The following is a 21272-nucleotide window of genomic DNA, read 5'->3' as shown; positions in this document are numbered from 1 at the left end:
CTGCGTTATGAACCGCGCTAGATAACGATTTGATCTTGGCTGCCGGGGACACGGCGCTTGTTTGAAGGGTTTTACAAGGTCCGGTTCGAACTGGGCGGCGCCGTCGGCCGCAGCGTGATGTATGTCGGCGACGGCAAGATGCTCGGCGGCAACTCGGCCTTCGCCCATATCGGCACCTACGAAAAGCACGGCGACGAGGTCGCGGTCGAGATCCAGACCGTCCGCCACAACCCCGATCCGAACTACCGCGCGATGGCCGGCACCGATGACGCGACGCTCATCGCAAAGGGTGCGCCCGATGGCGAGCTCTATCGCTTCAAGGGCGAGCTGAAGGAATTGCCCGGCGTGCCGTTCCAGTCGGTGATGACGCCGATCACCGAGGACGAAGTCCCGATCGCCGGCGGGGTCGGCGAGGGCGGCATCATCGACGGACTCTATTCGATCCGCATCCGCGTCCTCGACGGGGTCGACGGCGGCCTCACCGGCGTGATGCTGCTGAACAACGGCCGCATCCTCGGCGGCGATGCGTTCTTCTATTATCTCGGCACCTACACCTCCGAGAAGGGCCGCTGGAAGGGCCAGATACTCAACCAGGAGCACACCTCGGCGATGGGCGAGAACCCGATCTTCGGCGGCCATGAGGTCGGCATCGGCTTCGCCGGCACCTGCGATGCGGAGGGCGCCGTGCTGGAAGCGACCGCGCTTGCCGGCAAGCGCAGCCTCCGTCTGACCGCCGCGCTCAAGCTGATGCGACGGGCGTAAGCGGGATGGGCCATTCGGTTCGCGTGCTCTCGACGCTGGCGCTGAAGGGCGCGGTCGCGCGCCTTGCCGGGGCCTACCGGGCGGCGAGCGGCGTTGCGATCGATGCCGATTTTGCGCCGACGCTGGCGCTGCTCGAACGCTTGCGCAAGGGCGAGGTCGCCGATGTCGTGATCCTGACCCGCGAAGGCCTCGACGAGATGATCGGCGAAGAGCGCGTTGCGCGGGAAAGTGCAGTCAATCTGGCGCACTCCTATGTCGGCGTCGCGGTGAAGGCGGGCGCTGCGCATCCCGACATCGCGAGCGAAGCCGCATTGCGTGAGGCTTTGCTCGGGGCGCGCGCGGTGGCCTATTCGCGGCTCGGCGCCAGCGGCATTCTGTTCGCGCAGCTGATCGCACGTCTCGGCATCGCGGAGGCGATCAACGCATGCGCGGTGATCATCCCCATGGGCTTCACCGCGGAAAAGCTCGTCACCGGCGAGGCTGATCTCGCGATCCAGCAGATCAGTGAGTTGAAGCAGGTCGACGGCATCGAGGTCGTCGGACCAATTCCCCTCAATTTGCAGACGCCGGCGGTGTTCTCAGCAGGCCGCATGACGGCCTCGCAGCGCGCCGCGGCCGCCGATCATCTGCTACGCTATTTGTCGTCACCCGAGGTCGCGCCGGTGCTGCGCGAGACCGGGCTCGAGCCTTGAATTTGCCTGCACCGCGACGCAACCTGCCGCCCATGTTCAAGCCACTCCAAGCCTTTGTCTTCATCGCAGCGCTGGCCGCGCCCCTGCTCGCCCACGCGCAATCGGCCGACCTCGTGCTGTGCGACCGGCTCGCCGCCGATCCCTCTGATCCCGACAAGCCGGCCGACGTGAAGGGCGTGTCCGAGATCGCGTCGGCCGATATCGCGACCGCGATCAAGTATTGCGCAGTGGCGGCAAAATCGTCGCGTCGTGCGATGTATGAGCTCGGCCGCGCCTATGCCGCCAACCGGCAGATCGCGGAGGCCGCAAGCGCCTGGCGCAAGGCGGCCGACAAGGGCTCGACATCGGCGATGGTCGAGCTCGGCGTGCTCTATGGCAACGGCACCGGGGTCGCCAAGGACGAGGCGCAGGCGCGCAAATTGTTCGAGCGCGCAGCGCAGGCCGGCAACGCGCGCGGCGTCAGCAATCTTGCGGCGCTCGGCGGCAGCACGGCATCCGACCCGGCGCGTGCGCGCGAATTGCTCGCCAAATCCGCCGAGACCAATGCGGAGGCGCAGTACCAGCTCGGCATGATGCTGGCCGAAGGCAAGGGCGGTGCGCAGGACGATGCCGGCGCGCGGGCGCTGTTCGAGAAGGCGGCGGCACAGAACCATCCCGGTGCGCTGGAGCGGATGGGCGCCTTCGCGCAGGCCGGCCGCGGCGGACCGAAGGACAGCGATGCGGCCAAGGCCTATTACGAGCGGGCCGCCGCGCTCGGCGACGAGGATGCCAAGAAGGCGTTGGAACGGGCGCGCTGTCCTTACGTGATCAAGGATAAGCGCGGCAATCCGGTGACCAACCTCTGCTTCTAGGAACACTCGCGCACGCGTGTCGTTGACGTGCGAAAGGCACTGGCGAGGCGAAGTCATGATCCGCAAGCTGCGTTCCGGCGAGTACCGGCTGTATTCCCGCAAGGTCAATCCGAAGACCGGCAAGCGGCGCAATCTCGGCACCTTCAAGTCGCGTGCGGCGGCAGAGAAGCACGAGCGCTACGTGCAGTATTTCAAGCGCCACTAGAGCATGATCCGGAAAAGTGTGAAGCGGTTTTCCGAAAAGATCATGCTCAAACAAAGAGCCAAAGAGCGATAGCGTTCCCGGATGCTCACGGCGCCGGGCAGGCTGCGCCGGTCTTCACCCAGGCCTCGACCAGCGCGCCTGCCTGTTCCTGCGTGCCGGGTGCCGGCGAGCGGCCGAAGCCGGGATGCCAGGCCCAGCCCACCAGCGTGTCCTTGCCGATATGCTCGATCAGCTCCTCGACCTTGCGCCCGCCGTTGCGCGCGGGGTCTCTGATCTGGACGCAGATCTCGCCGACGGTCTTGCCGCCCCACGCCATCTCGCGCGGTGCAAGATGCCATTCCGGGTGACCCGGCACGCGGCCGGGATCGAAATTGGCGTGCTGGTGGCAGATCGAGCAGCGCATCGCGTTGGTGCCATGGCCATCGGCGCCGCGCGTAACCGGCGGCTGGTGCATGCGGCTGATGTCGCCCTGCCGCGGGCTGTCGCCGGCGGGATGGCAATTGGTGCAGCGCGGATGCGTCAGTACCTTGCCGAGTTCGGTGAAGATCGCCGCGGAGCGCTGCTCGACATTCTCGATGCCGGCAAAGCTTTCCGGCGAGGCAAGGGCGTGGCTCGCGCTCTCCGACGCCGCGTAGCCAGCGCACAGGCTGGTCGCGAGCGCCGTCACGATTGCAATGATCCGAAACCGCGTGTCCGATGTCATCGTGCGCGGGCTCACTTGTTGGTGGTCAGATAGCGCTTGGAATCGGCGAGGATCACGTCGCGCACCGCCTGGTGATACTTGATGTAGCCGGTGCAGCGGCACAGATGGCCGTCGAGCGCGTCCGCGATAACGGTCTCGAGTTGGTCCCGCGCCACTGGCTCTCTTGCCAGCAGTTCGAGCAGCACCTGGCCCTCGTTGAGGAAGCCCGCCGTGCAGTAGCCGCACTGGAACGCGAAATGGTCGATGAAGGCCCGCTGCAACGCCGAGAGCTCGCCGTCCTTGGCATGGCCCTCGACGGTACGGATCGCCTTGCCGTCGAAATTCGCCGCCGGCACCACGCAGGTCGGAGTGGTGTAGCTTGTGCCGTCGGGATTATCGATGATGACGGCACAGCTCAGGCACTGCGCGGCGCCACAGCCGAACTTGGTGCCGGTCATGCCGAGCATTTCGCGCAGGAAATCGTTCATCGAGAGGTCGTCGCGGACCTCGATCGGGCCGTGCTTCTGGCCGTTGATGGTGAGATTGAGCGTGGTCACGCAAGCGCTCCCTTGAGCAGGCTCGTGGTCACCGGCAATGAGCGGAAGCGGTGGCCGGTGGCATCATTGATGGCGTTGAGCAGCGCAGGCACGATCGGGATCATCACCACCTCGGCCATGCCCTTGGGCGGCTCGTCCGGCGTCAGCGGCGGCAGCATCTCGATCTCGAGGTCGTGCAGCGGCAGGTCGGAGCCGCGCGCGATCAGGTACTGGCCGAGATTCCACTGCCCGTTGCCGGGGCCGCCTTCGAATGGCGGCAGGGTTTCCAGCAGCGCGTAGCCGACGCCCATGGCGAAACCGCCGTGGGACTGGCCGAGTGCGACTTCGGGCACCAACGCCTGGCCGCATTCGAACACGCTGTAGGCCTTGGCGATGCGCAGGATGCCGGTCGCGCGCTCGATCTCGACACGCACCAGCGTGCCGCACATCGAGGTGTAGGCGGTGCCGATCCGGTTGTTGTCGGTTGGCGGAAACTTGACGCTGACGCGATCAATCCGCTCGAACCTGCCGCGGCCACGGCGGATCGCCAGCGCATCGATCTCGGCGCGGTATTGCTCGCCGAACAGCGGGAAGCGGGCACGCGACCAGGCCCAGCGCGAGAAGCTGTGCGCGACTGCGCCGGTGACGAAACCGCGCGCATGCGCGGTCGCCGCAAGCTTCGGCAACGGCAGCGGTGCGAGATCATCGAGCACAAGCTGCCCATCCCGCCAGCGCGCTCTGTCCCATTGCCGGGCGCGAGGATCGGTCTTGCCGATCTGCCAGAGCTCGAGCGCCGCCGGCCACAGGCCGAAGCGGAAGATGACGCGCGCCGCCTCGGCCGCCGAATGCGTGCCGACATGGGCGCCGATCGATGCGCTGGTCGCCGAGCTGATTGCGGGCACCCAGCGCGGGTTCTTCTCGGCGAGATCCTGGGTCTTCTGATCCATCGTGTAGGGATCGCCCGAGGTGACAAGCCCGAGCGCCTCATAGCTGTCGACCCGGGAGACCGCGACCTCGTCAGCGACGGCACCGAGATGGCCCGCGACCCGGTTGGCGAGCGCGGTGCCAACGCCATTGCCCATCTCGACATGATCGCAATAGATCGCGATCCGTCCCTCCTGATCGATCTCGACCCGGCCGAGCGAGCAATCTGCGCCGGAGCCGTAATCTTTGGTGACGCAGGCCACGCCTGTGCCGACCAGCCGTCCCTCCGGCGCCTTCTGCTTGAAGTCGGCGCGCTGCTGCCAGATCGGATGCGTCTCGAGCTTGTCGAGGATGTCAGGCGTGCGCACCGACACGATGTAGGGATTGCCGGTCATGGTCCGGCCGTTCTGCTTCAGCGCATTGTTGCGGCGGAACGCGATCGGGTCGGCCTTGAGCTCGCTCGCCGCTTCGTCGATCAAGACTTCCAGCGCAGTCATTGTCTGTAGCGTGCCGTAGCCGCGCATCGAGCCGGCGGTGACGCCGCGCGAATGCACCGCCACGGTGGTGACGTCGACTTTCGGGATATCGTAGATCCCGATCGCGGCGGTCGCGGCGACGACCGCGACATTGGCGGAGAAATTGGCGAGCCCGCCGCCGTCGAGCACATGGTCGGCGGCGAATGCCGTGATCTTGCCGCTCTTGCGATCGATGCCGATCTTTGAGCGCATCTTGATCGGGTGACGCTTGATGCCGCCCTGGAATTGCTGGTAGCGGTCGTGTGCCAGCCGCACCGGCCGTCCCGGAAAGAACATCGCCGCCAGCGCCACGTAGAGCACGAACGGGGTGTGGTCGCGGCCGCCGAAGCCGCCGCCGACATGGGCGAACTGCGCGTTGATGTGCGAGGGGCGGAACGGGGGCCGGGCCTTGCCGAGCATGAAGGCGATCGACTCGGTCGCCTCATAGGGTGACTGCACGCCGAGCACCAGCTCGAGGTTGCCGCTATTGTCGCTGTACCAGGCGAGACCGCTTTCCGGTTCGAGGAACATCGGATCCACCGACTGGGTCTCGAACTCGCGGTCGAGCACAAGCTGCGACGCATCGTCCTTGGCGAGCTGGGCGCGGATCGCTTCGCCATGGATCGCGGCTTTCGCGTAGTCGGCCTTGGTCTCCTTGGCGAGCGGCAGCCAGACCGGCAGCGCCGCGTTCTGGATTCGGCTCGGCGAAACCCAGCCGGCCTGGATCGGCGAATAGATATCGGGCGCATCGGGCGTCGCGCCGGCGACGCGCGTGAAACGATACGCGCCGAAGTCCGGCAGGTTCACCGGCCCGGTCTCGTCGCCGAACTTGACGAAGCCGACATCGCGCAGCGCGAGCCGTGCGCGGTCGAAGGCGTCGAACTGCTCGAAGATCAACAGCGCGACCGGTTGTCCGAGATAGAGCGGCGTCTTGCCGACCGGGCAGAACAGGTCGCCGGCGTGGAACTCCGGCACCCGCGTGCCGATCCGGTCGAGGTCGGCTGCGGTCACGACGACCGAGGGCTTCGCCGGACCATCGAGGCGGGCGAGGTCCATGCCGGCATAGACATGCGTCGCGTCATTGGCGCGAACCAGGATGGCGTGCGAGGTGGTTGCAGGCCAGCCCGGCATGTCGGCGGCGCGAAAGTCGGAGGCGTAAAGTTTTGCGCCGGTGACCTTGGCCACACCGTCGACGCGGCCGGCGCCCTTGGCCGCCGGATTGAAATGGCCGCGTCCGGGCAGCGTCTCGCGACCGGCGAAAGCAGGCTCCTTCGCCAGCGCCAGATGCGACAGGCTGACCGAGATGCCGCCTGCCGACAACCACTTCACGAATTCGCGTCGCGAAGGCCGCATGGTCTGATCTTTCATCGACACCTCGACGGCATGTCGCGCCGGGGTTTAATAATTTGTACAATACACGTGGACGTATTGCGGCAAAGCGAGCGCAACGGCAATGCCGCAATAGGTCGTAGCCTTTTCACTCGTAGCTTCGGCCTCACTTGAGGTCGGCAATGGTGGCCGGTCCCGGACCCGGCGTGATCAGGGTCGGCCATTGCTTGGAACCGAACGGCACCAGCGGCGGCAGGAACGGCGTCATACCGCGCTTCTTGGTCTCGGCGATGATCGCCTCGCGCGCATCGCCCCCCATCAATTCATAGTCCATCAAATGGTAGCTGCCGAAGAACAGCGCGCCGACCGAGCGGTCGGCGATGATCCGGGTCAGCGATTCCAGCATGTCGGACGGCGTGGTGGTGAAGGAGATGGTCTCGATCAGCATCAGCCGGCTGTTGATGGCGTCAGGCCCGAAGAATTGCGCCAGCACGCTGAAGATCACGTTGTTCTGCCGCGCCACATAGATCGTGTTGCTCGCGCCGTAGGTCTTGTCCCAATCGGGGCCGAGCTGGGTCTTCCAGTCGGCCATCACGGTCATCCAGTGTGCGACCTGGGTCTGCGCGGCCCAGGCGACGTTCCCGGCGAGCAGTGGTGCCTGCTTCTTGCCGAATGCCTCCAGCTTCGCGAATGGGATGGCGCCGGCGGCGAGGCATTCGTCCATGAAAGCGATGTTGTTGGTGAGGATGGCGCGGTTGTTGTCGCGCCAGTCGGCCTGCATCGGCGTGGCATCGAGCCCGTCGAGCGCCGATTGCATCCGGCTGCGATAGGCCTGCATCGACCCGCGCCACGACTTGTCGTCGGGATTGTCGACATAGGGGCCGACCACCTCGGCCAGCGCCATCGTGCTGTGGCCGACCGACTTGAGCAGCTGATAAACGACCGGCACCTGCGGCGCCTCGGTCGGCGGCTTGCCGGGCCGGTACAGGATCAGGCGGCCGCCGGCGCCGGAGAACAGGCCGAGGATCACCGGGTGCTTGTCGAGCACGTTCTTCTGGAAGATCCGAGCCGCATCGCCATAGAGCTCGAACATGCCGGTGTTGAGCGCGAGCACATCCTTGGTCGCGACATCGGCCGGCGTGGACGTGGTCTTGCCCGAGATCGGCGCCATGTAGTCGGGCAGCGACTGGGCCGGCGCAGCGCCACCGCTGCCGAGCAGCAATGCCAGCGCTGCGGCCAGGCGAAATCGATTGATCATGTGATGCTCCTCGAAGCCTCGCGCCAACGTCGCGGCCGGATGCGGCCGCGCGACCATTAGCGGAATGCGCAAATGCTTGGACGCAATGAACTGGAGAGTAGTGAACAGGGAGTGTAGATCCCGCGCGACGCGGCACGACGCGGGCGGACGCCTACAGCTAAGCGACGAATCGGCCGGTGTCCACACCCGGACATTGCCGGGCTTGCCTGCGCCAAAACACCCAATGGTGCGGGTTTCGGCCCGATGCTATGTGGCGAACGGAGTCAATTTTATTTATTGGATTTTTGCGTGCTCAACGGACTTTACAAGGTCGAGTACGGCATCAACGGCGCATTCGGCCGCAGCATCATGTGCCTGCACGACGGCAAGATGATGGGTGGCAATTCGGCGTTCGCTCATCTCGGCACCTATCAGGTGACGAATGGCGAGATCATCGCCGACGTGATCACCGAGCGCCACAACGACGATGTCAACTTCAAGCCGCTGATGGGGGCCGATGTCGCCGTCATCAAGGTGCGCGGCCGAACCGAGGGTTCGACCATCCTGCTCGAAGGCAAGGCGGACGCCATGCCGGACGGCGTGTTCTGGGCGAATCTGGCGCCGCTCGACGACGAGGCCTTGCCGCCGCGCGGGGAGGTCGGACCGGGCGGCATCGCCAACGGGCTCTATGCGATCCAGCTCCGCGCGCTCGACGGTGTCGATGCCGGCCTCACCGGGGTGATGCTGCTGATGGACGGCCGCATCCTCGGCGGCGATGCGTTCTTCTATTATCTGGGCTCGTATTCGTCCGCGGATGGCCGCTGGCGCGGCGAGATCGTCAACCAGGAGCACACGCCGGCGAAGGGCGAGTATCCGGTGTTCGGCGGCTACGAGGTCGGCATCGGTTTTGCCGGGACCTGCCGCGACGACGGCGCCGGGCTCGAAGGCATCGCGCTGGCAGGAAAGCGCAGCCTTCGCCTGTCGGCCGAACTGCGGCTGATGCGCCGGGCGTAGACCTGGAAAGCTTGCTCAACCCTTGATCAGAAGCACGCCGCCGATGATCAGCGCGATGCCGGCCAGTCGCGATATCGACACGGGATGCTGCGCCAGCCCGAACAGGCCAAAATGGTCCATCGCGATACCCGCGATCATCTGGCCTGCGACCACCAGCGCCAGCAAGGTCGCGGCGCCGAGCGAGGGCAGCAGCAGGATCATCAGCAGGATGAACACGCCGCCGAGAATGCCGCCGCTCCAGGCCCACCACGGCACGGCCGTCACCAGTTTCCAGGACGGCACCGGCTCTCGCGTCGCGACCAGCACGACCGCCATCGTGACGAGCCCGCCGAGATAGCTGACCAACCCGGCCCAGGCCGGTGAGTTGAGGGCGGACCTGAGATTGCCGTTCAGGACCTGCTGGGTGGCGACGCTGATGCCGGCGCCGAGTGCGAGGAGATAGAGAAACCAGATTTGCATGTGACGCCCCAAAACCGATCGCCGGACTATTTCATGTCATATTCGATTGGCAACGAGCGTGGCATGCATGGGAGCACGGCGCGAAACCTGCGGAATGGGCTTCCACCCACGTCCCAGATCGAATAAGAGGCCGCAAACCCTCAGTTCCCCAGCATTAAAGCATGATCCGCCTCGATAACGTCTCAAAGCAAGTCGGCCATCAGATCCTCTTCATTGAAGCCTCCGCGGCGCTCCAGAAGGGCGAGAAGATCGGCCTTGTCGGCCCGAACGGCGCCGGCAAGACCACGCTGTTCCGCATGATCTCGGGCCGCGAAATCCCCGATGAAGGCCAGGTGTCGCTCGATCGCGGCATCTCGATCGGCTATTTCAGCCAGGATGTCGGCGAAATGAGTGGCCGCAGCGCGGTCGCCGAGGTGATGGACGGGGCGGGGCCGGTCAGCGTGGTGGCGGCCGAGCTCCGGGAACTCGAGGCCGCGATGGCCGACCCCGACAAGGCCGACGAGATGGACGACATCATCGCGCGCTATGGCGAGGTGCAGCATCAGTTCGAGGAACTCGACGGCTATGCGCTCGACGGCCGCGCGCGCGAGGCGCTGGCCGGTCTCGGCTTCAGCCAGGAGATGATGGACGGAGACGTCGGCAAGCTCTCCGGCGGCTGGAAGATGCGCGTGGCGCTGGCGCGCATCCTCTTGATGCGGCCCGACGTCATGCTGCTCGACGAGCCGAGCAACCATCTTGATTTGGAAAGCCTGATCTGGCTCGAGCAGTTCTTGAAGGGCTATGAAGGCGCGCTCTTGATGACTTCGCATGACCGCGAGTTCATCAACCGCATCATCAACAAGGTGGTCGAGATCGATGCGGGTCAGCTCACCACCTATTCCGGCAATTACGAGTTCTACGAACAGCAGCGCGCGCTCTCCGACAAGCAGCAGCAGGCGCAGTTCGAACGTCAGCAGGCGATGCTCGCCAAGGAGATCAAGTTCATCGAGCGGTTCAAGGCGCGCGCCTCGCACGCAGCTCAGGTGCAGAGCCGGGTGAAGAAGCTCGACAAGATCGAGCGGGTCGAGCCGCCGCGGCGACGCCAGACCGTTGCGTTCGAATTCCAGCCGGCGCCGCGCTCGGGCGAGGACGTCGTCAGCCTGAAGAACGTGCACAAGGCCTATGGCAGCAAGCGCATCTATGACGGGCTCGACTTCATGATCCGCCGCAAGGAGCGCTGGTGCGTGATGGGCATCAACGGCGCCGGCAAGTCGACGTTGCTGAAGCTGGTGGCCGGTTCAACCGAGCCGGATGACGGCGCGGTCGCGATCGGCGGTAGCGTGAAGATGGGCTATTTCGCGCAGCATGCGATGGACCTGCTCGACGGCGAGCGTACCGTGTTCCAGTCGCTGGAGGATGCGTTTCCGCAGGCCGGGCAGGGCTCCTTGCGCGCGCTTGCCGGCTGCTTCGGCTTCTCCGGCGATGACGTCGAGAAGAAGTGCCGCGTGCTCTCGGGCGGCGAGAAGGCGCGGCTCGTGATGGCCAAGATGCTGTTCGATCCGCCGAATTTCCTGGTGCTCGACGAGCCGACCAACCATCTCGATCTCGCCACCAAGGAGATGCTGATCAATGCGCTCGCCGAGTTCGAGGGCACGATGCTGTTCGTGTCACATGACCGCCACTTCCTCGCCGCGCTCTCCAACCGCGTGCTGGAGCTGACGCCCGACGGCATCCACCAATACGGCGGTGGCTACACCGAATACGTCGCACGCACCGGGCAGGAAGCCCCGGGGCTGCGGAGCTAGCTCAAGCCCGCCAACGCGCGCAGAACACTTCGACGTCGCCAGACTGGAATTCGCCCAGGCGCTCCCAGATGGTTTCCGGCGGCCAATTCCACCAGGCGATCTGCGACAGCTCGGCCGCGATCTTGCGGCTGAACCGCTCCTTGATCGGCCGGGCCGGCACGCCGCCGACGATCGTGTAGGGCGCGACATCGCGCGAGACCACGGCGCCGGCCGCCAGCACCGCGCCGTCGCCGACGGTGACGCCGGGCAGCACGATCACGCCATGACCGATCCAGACGTCGTTGCCGATCACGACGCGATCCGCGCGCCGATCGCTGAAGAAGCCGTGATCGCGCTCGGCGGAGGCCGAGTAATATTCGGGGCAGTAGGTGAAGCGATGCTGCGACGGGCGCTCGACCGGATGGTTCGGCGCGCCGATCCGCACTTGCGCCGCGATCGCACAGAATTTGCCGATCACGGCGTCGGCGACGATGCAACCGCTGCCGAGATAGGAGTAGTCGCCGAGCTCGGTGTATTCGATCGCCGTGTCGCCGAGGACTTCGCAGCAACGTCCGACCTTGACCTCGCGCAGCTTCACCGTCGGTTCGATGACGGTTTCGGCAAGCTTGGGGCGGGTCGGATTCGGTTCGGTCATGAATCTGTCCTCGATGCGGCGGGCTGTTCCAGTCGCACGATTTCTATTACGGCCAGATGACAGGCGACGCCGGATCTACCGGCCGGTGAGGCGGGCGATGGTCTCGATCTCGTTGGTCCAGATGCCGCCGGAATAGTCTTTGGGCAGGCGGCGGAACGTGTCGGCATCGTCGACCCCGGTCGAGAATTCGTCGCGCCTTGCGGCATCGGCGTTCCCAGCGATGCAAAGCCGCATGGCACGCTGCGCGGTGCTCGGCTTGTGACACCCAGCGCCGGCCGCTATGCTTCAGCAAAAAGCGGGAGTGAAACGGCATGAAACAGATCAGGATCGGTGACATCACGATCGACGCGGCGATCGAGCGCGAAGGGCCGTGGCGGCGGCCGCAGGATTTCTTCCCGACCTATGACGATGCCGTGTTCAAGCATCATCTCAAGACAATGGAGCCTGAGGTCTTCGACGCCGCGCGCGGCATGATGATGATCACCTACCAGACCTTCGTGGTGCGGACGCCGCGCTACACCATCCTGGTCGACACCTGCACCGGCGAGGACAAGGGGCACCCGCCGCCATTCGACTTCCCGGGCAAGGAGCGCTGGCGCAACGAGCTGTTCGCGCTCGGCGTCTCCTTTGAGCAGATCGACTATGTGTTCTGCACCCATCTGCATATCGACCACACCGGCTGGAATACCACGCTGCGCGACGGGCGCTGGGTGCCGACCTTCCCGAACGCGAAATACATCTTCCACAAGGGCGAGTATGCGGCCTGGGAGGCGGAGAATGCCAAGGGCGCCAATCCGCCCGGCACGGTGTTTCGCGACAATTGCCTGCCGATCGTCGAGGCCGGGCAGGCGCTGCTGGTCGACGACGACTATGCGCTCGACGACACCGTCACGCTGACGCCGACGCCGGGCCATTCGCCCTGCCATTGCTGCGTCAACATCTTCTCGAAGGGACAGCGCGCGGTGGTCGCCGGCGATCTGATGCATCACGCGATCCAGTGCCGCGAGCCGGAATGGTCGGCGAAGCCCGATTGGGATCCGAAGCAATCGGCGGTGTCGCGGCGGAAGTTCTTTGCCTCCGTCGCCGGGACCGACACGTTGATCCTGCCGATCCATTTTCCCGCCCCGACAGTCGGCCTGATCAAGGCGGACGGCGACGGCTTCGACTATCGCTTCAAGCGCCAGTAGGCGGCGCGAGCAGCCGGAAGCTCAGCGGTGTCAGAACCGCGCCGTGCGGACCCGGCGCGGGACCTGGGTCAGAAAGCGTTCCAGGTCGGCGCACAGGCGATGGGCGAGCTCGTCGTCGATCTCGAACGTCGCGACCGTCTCAGCGCAATCAATTTCGATTGTCCCACGAAGCGATACGGCGGACACGGTCGATACCGCGATGTTGGTGGCTCTCTGCATGGTCATCTCGTCAACTTCCCCCTCGGGCCGGTTTGCCGCCGATCCTCATCTCGGAATGACGGGGCGTCTTTCGCTTGCGTTCTTCGATGAATCGCACACCGATCTCGGTGCCGTCGACGCGAACCAGCTCGCAGCGCCGGAACGCCAGTCCTCGCGAGGACAGCACCAGGAAGAACTCCTGGGCCTTCAGCACATCCAATGTTCCGTCGACCTCGAGCCGGGCGCCGCTCTGCGAGACGTCGAGCAGGATGCAACCTCGTCGCCAGGTGCCAGCGACGCCCATCAGATTGACGGGATGGCGCGTCTCTTGACGCGCTCCGCCCTGCGGTCACCATACGTCATGACGCTGCTCATGCTGCTTGAAATGGCTTCGCAACCACCGTGGCCCGTGCCTCCGCGTGAGGGATCGTGGCTGGCGGGTTTGCGGAGGCGCGGGCGGCGGCATTGATGGCGGCGCTGATCGTGCTTGGCGGCGGTGGCGCGTTCCACACCTCCGTGGAAGAGACACCACGCCAGTTCAAGGTCTTCAACGACGCGCGCGCCATCTTGGCCGGCGACGTCGCGCATCCGATCTACAGCGGCGAAATCGCGAGGCAGATCGGCGTGTCCGTGCGCACGCTGCACGATGCGATCCAGCGCTACCGGGGCATGAGCCTGCATCGCTATCTGCGGTTGCGCCGGCTCTGGCTGGTGCGCCAGCAGCTGCTCGCCGGGGCGCCGAGCGTCAAGGCCTGCGCGCTGGCCTATGGGTTCTGGCACCTCAGCGACTTCTCGCGGAGCTACCGGTCGCAGTTCGGGGAAGCGCCGTCGGAGACGCTGGCGGCCTCGCGCCGTGACGGCGCCGTGCGAGCCGATCCGTCATCGAGCAGACACGAATCGTAACCATTCGTCTGAACGGAATCTTAACGCCGGCCGGGGAATCTGTTGGTACGATTCCACCAGAGGCGGCCCTGATGCATCCCCGACGATTTGCGCGTGTTCGTCCGTCAGGATGCGTGTCCAGCGTGGTCAAGCTTCAGCTCGACCCGAAGGCGCCGCTGATCGAATGCCGGCTGGTGGACTATTCCGCCGGCGGGGCCTGTCTGGAATTCGCAAAGCCAATCCAGCTGCCGGAGCGTTTTGAGATGTTTCACGGCAATACGAGGAAGCGCTGCCGGCGGGTCTGGAGCAAGGGCGTCCGGGTCGGCGTCTCGTTCTGAGCGCCCGCCGAGCTGGGTCCGTCACCCGTCAACAGCCGCTCGGGCCGCGCGCTGCGCTACCCGTCAATGGTCAACGGGCCGCGCCCTGCGCTACCCGTCAATGGTCAACGGGCCGCGCCCTGCGCGACCCGTCAATGGTCAACGGGCCGCGCCCTGCGCGACCCGATGGTCTGTCCCGATAGAGGGGCTAGATGAGCGCCGGCGAGGGGGCTCAGGCGCCGCTCTGGCACTTCTTCATGAACGAGGTCTTGGCCGCGCCCGCGAGCTTCTTGCCGTCGGAGCCGACCGCCTTGCTTTCGCAGGCATCCATCGTGCACTTCTTCATGAACGAGGTCTTGGCTGCGCCGGCCAGCGCCTTGCCGTCCTTGCCGACGGCCTTCGTCTCGCAGGAGGCGTCCTGTGCAAATGCCGAACCGGCGGCAAAGGTCGCGATCACCGCCGCCAAGAAAATCCGCTTCATCTGGGTTCTCCCTAAACCAAACCAGTGGCCGGATTGGATATCGGATTCTTGGCCCGATCAAGTTCCCACAGCCGATTTTGTCTATAAAATACCCGGATAGCCGCGGGAAAATTCCGTGTGCGGCGCGGAACAAAATGGGGGAAACGCGGAATGGAATTCGAGACGCTGGTACAGACACGCAAAAGCGTGCGCGGGTTCAAGAAGCAGCCGGTGTCCCGGGCGACCGTCGAGGAGATCATCGAGGTGGCCAAGCGGGCGCCGTCCTCGATGAACACCCAGCCCTGGCACGTCCACGTCCTGACCGGGGAGCCGCTGGAGGAAGTGCGCCGCCGCAACATGGAGGAGATGGTCGCCGGCGCCAAGGCCAAGCGCGACATCGTCAGCCATGGCGAGTACCAGGGCGTGCATCGCGGCCGCCAGGTCGACATCGCCAAGAAGCTGTTCGGCGCCATGGGCATCGCCCGCGACGACAAGCCGATGCGGCAGGATTGGGTGCTGCGCGGCTTCCGCCAGTTCGACGCCCCGGTCTCGCTGGTGCTGGCCTACGACCGGATCCTCGATCCCGGCGCGGTCTGCCATTTCGATCTCGGCGCGCTCTGCTACGGCATCGTGCTGGCCGCCTGGGATCGCGGCCTTGGCAGCGTGATCAACGGCCAGGGCATCATGCGCTCGGACATCGTGCGCGAGGTCGCCAACATCCCGGAAGACCAGGTGATCATGACCTGCGTTGCGATGGGCTACCCCGACGACAGCTTTGCCGCCAATGCGGTGCGGTCGGACCGTGAGGCCAACGGCGACTTCGTCCGTTACGTCGGCTTTGCCGACTAGGGCAGTGAAGCGGGATCGCGCACGCCTGCATATGCGTGGGGCGACTGCACGCCGCTCCGCGCGTAAGCGGCGGCGATCGGCGTGCTGATCGTCGATCGCTTCCTCGCTGACAACGATCTCGCGGCGTGATCGATTGCCTGACGCGCCGCCACATCTTGCGCATTTGAGTACGCTGACCGCGCCGCGGGATATTGAATTCCGCACCATGAAACCATCGCGCGACAGTCAGCGTGAGCGCGCGTTTCCGCTATTCCTGCCGACAAAAAATGCGCTACTGGTTTTGTGAAGCGAAACAACACAGGCGAGGAATCCCAGATGAGCGATGATGAACAGACAGCCATGATCCGCGAGACCGTCGCGCGCTTCGTCGATCGCGAACTGATCCCGCTCGAGCCGCAATATCTGAAATCGAAACTGCCCGGCAGCGATCATCCCGAACTCACGCCGGAGCATCGCAAGCGGCTGCGCGACGTCTCCAAGGAGCTCGGCCTCTGGGGCCTTGATGCGCCCGAGGATCTCGGTGGCCACGATTTGCCGACGCGCACGATGGCGGCGGTGCATGAAGAGCTCGGCCGCAGCTGCGTGCCGTTCGTGCTGCCGCCGGACTCGCCGAACCTGCGCATGCTGCAGGCGGTCGGCACCGACGCGCAGAAGAAGAAATATCTGCAGCCCTATATCGAAGGCCGGATGGCGTCGGCGATCGCGATCTCCGAGCCCGGCGCCGGCGGCGATCCCGCGGGCATGAAGACGCGGGCGATGCTCGAGGGCGAGCAATGGGTGCTGAACGGCCGCAAGATCTGGATCAGCAATGCGCGCGCCGCCGACTTCATCATCGTGATGGCGCGGGTCGGCAGCGATCAGCGCCAGGGCGGCATCACCTCCTTCATCGTCGAGAAGGGCACGCCCGGCTTCATCATCGAGCGCGAGATCCCGATGGTCGGCGGCGGCTCGACCTACGAGATCGTGTTCGAGGACTGCCGCATCCCGAAGGACTCCGTGCTGGGCGAGGTCGGCAAGGGCTACGCACCGATGCAGCTGCGCCTGCGCACGCGGCGGCTCGAGATGGGATCGACCTGCGTCGGCATCACCAAGCGCGCGCTCGACATGATGTGCGAGCACGCCAAGCAGCGCGAGACCTTCGGCGTCAAGCTCGCCGAGCGCCAGGCGATCCAATGGTGGATCGCCGATATCTCCACGCGCATGCATGCATGCCGGCTGATGGTGCGCGATGCCGCCGACAAGACCGACCGCGGCGAGGACATCCGCCACGAAGCCTCGATGATCAAGGTGTTCGCGACCGAGATGGCCTATGACGCCTGCGATCATGCCATGCAGACGCTCGGCGCGCTCGGGGTGACGCTGGAATTGCCGCTCAACGCGCTCTGGCAGAAGGCCCGCCTGATGCGGGTCTATGAAGGCCCGAGCGAAGTCCATCGCCAGGCCATCGCCCGCCGCGTGCTCGGCCTGCGGGGAGGTTAGGGAGCTGCGGAGCCCCTAAGCGATCCGCGTCATTGCGAGGAGCGACAGCGACGAAGCAATCCATCTCTCCACTTGCGGTACGATGGATTGCTTCGCTTGCGCTCGCAATGACGGGGATAGAGTCGTCGTCACGCCGTGACTACGGCATACGCTCGGCTACGCCGCCCGCACGTCGGAGAGGAAGCGGTTGACCTGACCGGCGAGGTCTTTCGACTGCGTCGAGAGCTGTTCGGCCGCACCCAGCACCTGGTTCGCGGCGGCGCCGGTGTCGTCGGCGGCACGCTGCACGCCGGAGATGTTGGAATTGACCTCTTGCGTGCCGCGCGCGGCTTCCTGAACGCTGCGCGAGATCTCCTTGGTCGCCGAGCCCTGTTCCTCGATCGCGGCGGCAATCGCGGTGCCGATCTGGTCGATCTCGGTGATGACATCGACGACGCTGCGGATCGCGGTCACGGTCTCGTCGCTGGCGGTCTGGATCGCGGTGATCTGCTCGGAAATCTCGGTGGTGGCCTTGGCGGTCTGACCGGCCAGCGACTTCACCTCCGAGGCGACCACGGCAAAGCCGCGGCCGGCCTCGCCGGCGCGAGCCGCCTCGATGGTGGCGTTGAGCGCAAGCAGATTGGTCTGCGCCGCGATGCTCTGGATCAGCGTCACGACGTCGCCGATCTTCTGCGCGCCCTCGGCCAGCGAGCGCGCGGTATCGCCAGTGCGGCGGGCATGGTCGACCGCACGCGCGGCGATCTCGGTCGAGGTCGCGACCTGGCGGGCGATCTCCGAGATCGATGAGGTCAGCTCCTCGGTCGCGCTCGCGACCGTCTGCACGTTGGTCGAGGTCTGGTCCGACGCAGCGGCGACGACCGCGGCCTGACGGTTGGTGGCCGCCGCCGTTGCGGACATCGATTGCGCGGTGTCCTCCATCACGGACGAGGCCGCCGACAATCCGCCGACCAGCTCGGTGACCTTGGCTTCGAAGGCGCGGGTCAGATCGTCGAGCACCCGGGCGCGCCGCATCTTGACGTCGTTCTCGGCTTCCTTCTCGGTCGCGAGGCGGTCGGCTTCGATCCTGTTGTCCTTGAACACCTGCACGGCGGCGGCCATCGCGCCGATCTCGTCGTTGCGCGCGGCGCCCGGGATCGCCTCGGCGACGTCGCCCGCGGCCAGACGCGACATCCGGCCGGTGAGGGCGGCGATCGGGTTGAGGATGCGGCGGCGGACCATGACGATGAGGCCGGCGCTGACGGCGATGACTGCGAGCAGCCCGATCATTGCGATCACGAAGCTGAAGCGCGCCGCCGAATAGGCGCTGGCAAGCACCTGCTCGGCATTCTCATAGAACGCGTCGCGCACCGTGATGATGGCGGCGAGGCCCACCTGCGATTCCGGATAGTAGGTGTCGAGATCCAGCTCGTACTTGCCGGTCACGGCGCCTTCCTTGGCGAGCTTCAACGCCTTGCCGAAGCGCTCGACGTAATCGGCCTGCATCTTGCCGAGCGCCGTCATGACGTTGGCGGGCGTCGCCGGATTGTTGCGCAGCTCCTGCAAGGTCGAGAGGATCTGCTCGGTGCGGCCGGTCGAACGATAGAGCTCCATCTTCTCCTGCTCGGTCGCGACGCGCTTGGCGCCGACCAGCGCCTTGTGCAGGCTGGCATTGAGGCCGCCGGTATCGCGCAGCATCCAGGCGACGTTGGCGTAGCTGGCCTGGCGATAGGCATTGCCGTCGAGGCCGGCGAGGCGGCGCACCTGCTCGTCGAGCAGCGTGGTGACACCGGCGTTGAACACGGAATTGTCGGCGACGATCTTGGCGGCGGCGGCGCGGCGGGCCTCGGCCGGACCGGCGATCGCAGCGGCAATGGCGTCGCGCAGCCCGGCAAACTTCACCTTCAGCGCGTCGATCTCGCGCGCGACCGCCTCGCCGTCATCGAGCGAACCCGGCAGGGTGGCGCGGACTTGGTTGACCTTGGCGAGGGCACCGTCGGTCAGCTTCCGCTGGCGGTCGAGCTCGACGATCTGCTTCGGTTCGATCGTGGCTTCCCCAAGCAGCAGGTTGGTGGCGTAGCCACGCTCGGGGTTCATGTAGCGCGGGATATCGCCGACGGCGCGGACGATTTCGAGCCGGCTCTGCGCGGTCGAGACCTTGTCCATGGTCTGGTACTTGGTGACAGCGACATAGGCCGCCAGGCCGCCACCGACCGCGGACAATGAGACGATCGCGGTCGTCAGGAGAGTACCGATTTTCATGGGATGTGCGCCATTCCGGACGAGGGGAGAGACCTCAACCGTATTGGGTGCGCATTAAGCTTGGGTTTATGATGCGGAGCCGCGGTGGTCCGGCGATCCGGATCATTCGAAAGTCGAAGGCGCCGCGCCGCCTCGCCGCCACTGGCGGCAAGGCTAAGGGTAAGCGCGCGGGTGAGGCGCGACGATCAGCGCTCCTCGTCGTTCGCGCTCTTGGTCGCCGCGCGCTGTTGGGTCGAGCCATGGGAGCCCGCCTCACCGCAGGGAAGCTGGTTCCAGGTGCCGTCCGGGGCTTGCTGGTAGGCTTGGCAGCCCGTCGGCGTGGCGGTGGTGGACTTCTCGTCGACCTTCTGTCGCTCGGCACTCTTGCCCAGCGCCGGTGTGGCGATGGCGGCGATGGCCGCGAGCGAGCCTGCGAAAATCAGCCTTGCGATCGGCATGTCGGTTCTCCTTTCTCGAAGCGACGACATATCCAGAAAACAAATCTGGCGATTTTTGGCCGCCGCGGCCGGCCTGCGACCAATTGCTTAACGCCGGCAAAATACCCCCGAGCGGAGGTTAACGTCTGCGCGCCGGGTCTTCGCGCCAAGTCGCGGGACGACCGTCGCAGTGCCGTGCTAGGATTGCCCCATGACCCACCGCATTCTCGTTCTCTACGGCTCCTATCGTTCGGATCGCGTGGGCATCCGGCTGGCCCACTTCGTCGTCGACGGCTTTCGCGCCCGCGGCGACGATGTCGAGTTGATCGATGCCAAGGAGGTCGGGCTGCCGATGCTCGACCGGATGTACAAGGAGCATCCCAAGGGGCAGGCGCCGGCCGTGCTCGAAACGCTGGCCGGGAAGATCCGCGGCGCCGATGGCTTCCTGTTCGTCACCGGCGAATACAATTGGGGCATCCAGCCCGGGCTGAAGAACCTGACCGATCATTTCCTCGAGGAATGGTTCTGGCGTCCGGCCGCGATCGCAAGCTATTCGGCCGGACGGTTCGCCGGAGCACGCGCCGCGACCGCCTGGCACGGCACGCTGTCGGAGATGGGCATGGTGGTGGTGTCGAGCACGATCAGCGCGGGGCCGATCGCGCAGACGCTGTCGGCCGACGGCAAGCCGATCGGCGAGGGCGGCAAGTCGCTCGAACGCGCCTTTCCACGCTTCGCCGACGACTTCACCTGGTGGATCGAAGCCGCCAAGGCGCAGCGGGCGCGCAAGGCGCCGCCATACTGAGCGCAGATCTGCAAGTCCGGGAGATCGGGGATCATGAGCCTTTTCACATCGCCGTTCGATCCCGCGCGCGAGGCGGCCGTGGTGACCGGCGCGGGCAACGGCATCGGCCGCGCCATCGCGCAGGCGCTGGTCGGCGAAGGTGTGCGCACGGTGTTTGCCGATCTGCATGAGGACCGGGTGCTGGCCGCGATCAAGGCCGCTCCGCGTCCCGAGCTAGCGGCGCCGTGGGTCGGCGATCTCGCGCAACGCGCGGCCTGCGACGCCCTGCTGGCGCATGCGCAAGAGAAGGTCGGACAGGTGACGCACTTCGTCCATAGCGCTTCGCCGCCGCGCCGCGAGGCCGATCATGCGATGGCGGTCGATGAAGTGACCTGGCGGCAGATGCACGCGGTCAATCTCGATGCCGGCTTTCATCTGTCGCGCGAACTGGCGCGCAAGCTGATGGCAGCAAAGACGCCGGGCTCTTTCCTGCTGCTCACCTCGCTGCATGCCGGCACGCCGCGCAACCTGCCGCATTACTCGACTGCGAAGGCCGGCATGGCGATGCTGGTGAAGGAGCTTGCCGAGAGCTGCGGCCGCCATGGCATCCGCGTCAATGCGCTGGTGCCCGGCGCGATCACGGCCGGCGGCTTCGTCGCCGATCCCGCGCTGGCAAAGCACATTCCGCTCGGCCGGCTCGGTCAGGCGGACGATCTTGCGCCGCTGGCGCTCGCCGTGCTCTCGCACAAGCTCTCCGGCTACGTCACCGGCGCATCGATCGTGGTCGACGGCGGACTGTCGCTGACCAACTGGTTCGCGCCGCCGGAGCTCGATTGAGAAT

22 protein-coding genes and 3 pseudogenes are annotated in these 21272 nt (G+C 65.9%); 13 read left to right on the top strand and 12 right to left on the bottom strand.

Translation table 11 applies throughout. The features are described 5' to 3' along the window. Positions 1 to 57 precede the first annotated feature (57 nt). From QDT69_RS08265 to QDT69_RS08250, 4 genes are read left to right on the top strand one after another with little or no spacing between them, the layout of a single operon-like run. Entirely contained in the window at positions 58 to 762 is a 705-nt protein-coding gene (locus QDT69_RS08265) for a GrlR family regulatory protein (protein WP_279706095.1), read from the top strand. A gap of 5 nt (positions 763 to 767) precedes the next feature. After that, entirely contained in the window at positions 768 to 1454 is a 687-nt protein-coding gene (locus QDT69_RS08260; protein ID WP_279706094.1) for a substrate-binding domain-containing protein, read from the top strand. Positions 1455 to 1486: 32 nt separating this feature from the next. After that, entirely contained in the window at positions 1487 to 2305 is an 819-nt protein-coding gene (locus QDT69_RS08255) for a tetratricopeptide repeat protein (protein WP_279706093.1), read from the top strand. 55 nt (positions 2306 to 2360) lie between these two features. Further along, positions 2361 to 2510, top strand: a complete 150-nt coding sequence (locus QDT69_RS08250; protein WP_279706092.1) for a hypothetical protein — start codon at positions 2361 to 2363, stop codon at positions 2508 to 2510. An 85-nt stretch (positions 2511 to 2595) separates the two neighbouring features. Here the strand turns inward: QDT69_RS08250 and QDT69_RS08245 are convergent, their stop codons facing one another. From QDT69_RS08245 to QDT69_RS08230, 4 genes are all read right to left on the bottom strand, one after another. Continuing rightward, a complete protein-coding gene (locus QDT69_RS08245) occupies positions 2596 to 3213 on the bottom strand; it encodes an Isoquinoline 1-oxidoreductase subunit (RefSeq protein WP_279706091.1) in 618 nt (205 codons plus the stop codon). An 11-nt stretch (positions 3214 to 3224) separates the two neighbouring features. Next, positions 3225 to 3749 (bottom strand): 2Fe-2S iron-sulfur cluster-binding protein, encoded by a 525-nt coding sequence (locus QDT69_RS08240; protein WP_279706090.1) that lies wholly within the window; start codon positions 3747 to 3749, stop codon positions 3225 to 3227. Beyond that, positions 3746 to 6520: a molybdopterin cofactor-binding domain-containing protein gene (locus tag QDT69_RS08235; RefSeq protein ID WP_279706197.1), complete on the bottom strand. Its 2775-nt coding sequence runs from the start codon at positions 6518 to 6520 to the stop codon at positions 3746 to 3748. Before QDT69_RS08235 ends, QDT69_RS08240 begins: the two co-directional genes overlap by 4 nt. A 142-nt stretch (positions 6521 to 6662) precedes the next feature. Then, positions 6663 to 7754: a hypothetical protein gene (locus QDT69_RS08230; protein ID WP_279706089.1), complete on the bottom strand. Its 1092-nt coding sequence runs from the start codon at positions 7752 to 7754 to the stop codon at positions 6663 to 6665. Between the two features lie 288 nt (positions 7755 to 8042). On the opposite strand from QDT69_RS08230, the gene QDT69_RS08225 reads away from it, so the two are divergent. Continuing rightward, positions 8043 to 8747 carry a GrlR family regulatory protein gene (locus QDT69_RS08225; protein ID WP_279706088.1) on the top strand — a complete coding sequence of 235 codons (705 nt, stop codon included), beginning with the start codon at positions 8043 to 8045 and terminating at the stop codon, positions 8745 to 8747. Between the two features lie 15 nt (positions 8748 to 8762). Here QDT69_RS08225 and QDT69_RS08220 read toward each other — a convergent pair whose 3' ends face one another. After that, positions 8763 to 9206: a DMT family transporter gene (locus tag QDT69_RS08220; RefSeq protein ID WP_279706086.1), complete on the bottom strand. Its 444-nt coding sequence runs from the start codon at positions 9204 to 9206 to the stop codon at positions 8763 to 8765. 161 nt (positions 9207 to 9367) lie between these two features. On the opposite strand from QDT69_RS08220, the gene QDT69_RS08215 reads away from it, so the two are divergent. After that, positions 9368 to 10990 carry an ABC-F family ATP-binding cassette domain-containing protein gene (locus QDT69_RS08215; protein ID WP_279706085.1) on the top strand — a complete coding sequence of 541 codons (1623 nt, stop codon included), beginning with the start codon at positions 9368 to 9370 and terminating at the stop codon, positions 10988 to 10990. 1 nt (position 10991) lies between these two features. Here QDT69_RS08215 and QDT69_RS08210 read toward each other — a convergent pair whose 3' ends face one another. Both QDT69_RS08210 and QDT69_RS08205 read right to left on the bottom strand, forming a co-directional pair. Beyond that, a complete protein-coding gene (locus QDT69_RS08210; protein WP_279706084.1) occupies positions 10992 to 11624 on the bottom strand; it encodes a DapH/DapD/GlmU-related protein in 633 nt (210 codons plus the stop codon). Between the two features lie 75 nt (positions 11625 to 11699). After that, positions 11700 to 11813 (bottom strand): annotated as a pseudogene (locus tag QDT69_RS08205) (glycerophosphodiester phosphodiesterase); the annotation flags it as partial. A gap of 122 nt (positions 11814 to 11935) precedes the next feature. Here QDT69_RS08205 and QDT69_RS08200 point away from each other — a divergent pair. Then, positions 11936 to 12811: an MBL fold metallo-hydrolase gene (locus QDT69_RS08200; protein WP_279706083.1), complete on the top strand. Its 876-nt coding sequence runs from the start codon at positions 11936 to 11938 to the stop codon at positions 12809 to 12811. A gap of 30 nt (positions 12812 to 12841) precedes the next feature. Here the strand turns inward: QDT69_RS08200 and QDT69_RS08195 are convergent, their stop codons facing one another. Continuing rightward, complete coding sequence (locus QDT69_RS08195) at positions 12842 to 13030, bottom strand: hypothetical protein (RefSeq protein WP_279706082.1); 189 nt, start codon at positions 13028 to 13030, stop codon at positions 12842 to 12844. Between the two features lie 45 nt (positions 13031 to 13075). Continuing rightward, a pseudogene (locus QDT69_RS08190) lies at positions 13076 to 13372 on the bottom strand (PilZ domain-containing protein). Positions 13373 to 13540: 168 nt separating this feature from the next. Between QDT69_RS08190 and QDT69_RS08185 the strand changes: the two are divergent. After that, positions 13541 to 13912: pseudogene (locus QDT69_RS08185) on the top strand (helix-turn-helix domain-containing protein); the annotation flags it as partial. Between the two features lie 71 nt (positions 13913 to 13983). Then, entirely contained in the window at positions 13984 to 14229 is a 246-nt protein-coding gene (locus QDT69_RS08180) for a PilZ domain-containing protein (protein ID WP_279706081.1), read from the top strand. 211 nt (positions 14230 to 14440) lie between these two features. On the opposite strand, the gene QDT69_RS08175 is transcribed toward QDT69_RS08180, so the two are convergent. Further along, positions 14441 to 14689 carry a hypothetical protein gene (locus QDT69_RS08175; protein ID WP_279706080.1) on the bottom strand — a complete coding sequence of 83 codons (249 nt, stop codon included), beginning with the start codon at positions 14687 to 14689 and terminating at the stop codon, positions 14441 to 14443. Positions 14690 to 14839: 150 nt separating this feature from the next. On the opposite strand from QDT69_RS08175, the gene QDT69_RS08170 reads away from it, so the two are divergent. Both QDT69_RS08170 and QDT69_RS08165 read left to right on the top strand, forming a co-directional pair. Continuing rightward, positions 14840 to 15517 carry a nitroreductase gene (locus QDT69_RS08170; RefSeq protein WP_146984255.1) on the top strand — a complete coding sequence of 226 codons (678 nt, stop codon included), beginning with the start codon at positions 14840 to 14842 and terminating at the stop codon, positions 15515 to 15517. Between the two features lie 315 nt (positions 15518 to 15832). After that, positions 15833 to 16996 carry an acyl-CoA dehydrogenase family protein gene (locus QDT69_RS08165; RefSeq protein WP_279706078.1) on the top strand — a complete coding sequence of 388 codons (1164 nt, stop codon included), beginning with the start codon at positions 15833 to 15835 and terminating at the stop codon, positions 16994 to 16996. A 156-nt stretch (positions 16997 to 17152) separates the two neighbouring features. Here the strand turns inward: QDT69_RS08165 and QDT69_RS08160 are convergent, their stop codons facing one another. Together QDT69_RS08160 and QDT69_RS08155 are read right to left on the bottom strand one after the other, a co-directional pair. Beyond that, positions 17153 to 19234, bottom strand: a complete 2082-nt coding sequence (locus QDT69_RS08160; protein WP_279706077.1) for a methyl-accepting chemotaxis protein — start codon at positions 19232 to 19234, stop codon at positions 17153 to 17155. A 185-nt stretch (positions 19235 to 19419) separates the two neighbouring features. Further along, complete coding sequence (locus tag QDT69_RS08155; protein WP_279706076.1) at positions 19420 to 19671, bottom strand: hypothetical protein; 252 nt, start codon at positions 19669 to 19671, stop codon at positions 19420 to 19422. 190 nt (positions 19672 to 19861) lie between these two features. Here QDT69_RS08155 and QDT69_RS08150 point away from each other — a divergent pair, with 190 nt between their 5' ends. Both QDT69_RS08150 and QDT69_RS08145 read left to right on the top strand, forming a co-directional pair. Next, the gene (locus tag QDT69_RS08150) at positions 19862 to 20452 is read left to right on the top strand and encodes an NAD(P)H-dependent oxidoreductase (protein WP_279706075.1); all 591 of its coding nucleotides are present in this window, start codon (positions 19862 to 19864) and stop codon (positions 20450 to 20452) included. 33 nt (positions 20453 to 20485) lie between these two features. Continuing rightward, a complete protein-coding gene (locus QDT69_RS08145) occupies positions 20486 to 21268 on the top strand; it encodes an SDR family NAD(P)-dependent oxidoreductase (protein WP_279706074.1) in 783 nt (260 codons plus the stop codon). The last annotated feature ends 4 nt before the right edge of the window (positions 21269 to 21272 follow it).

This window comes from Bradyrhizobium sp. CER78, assembly GCF_029846235.1.
Taxonomy (GTDB): Bacteria; Pseudomonadota; Alphaproteobacteria; order Rhizobiales; family Xanthobacteraceae; genus Bradyrhizobium.
This window is presented reverse-complemented; position numbering and strand designations above follow the sequence as displayed.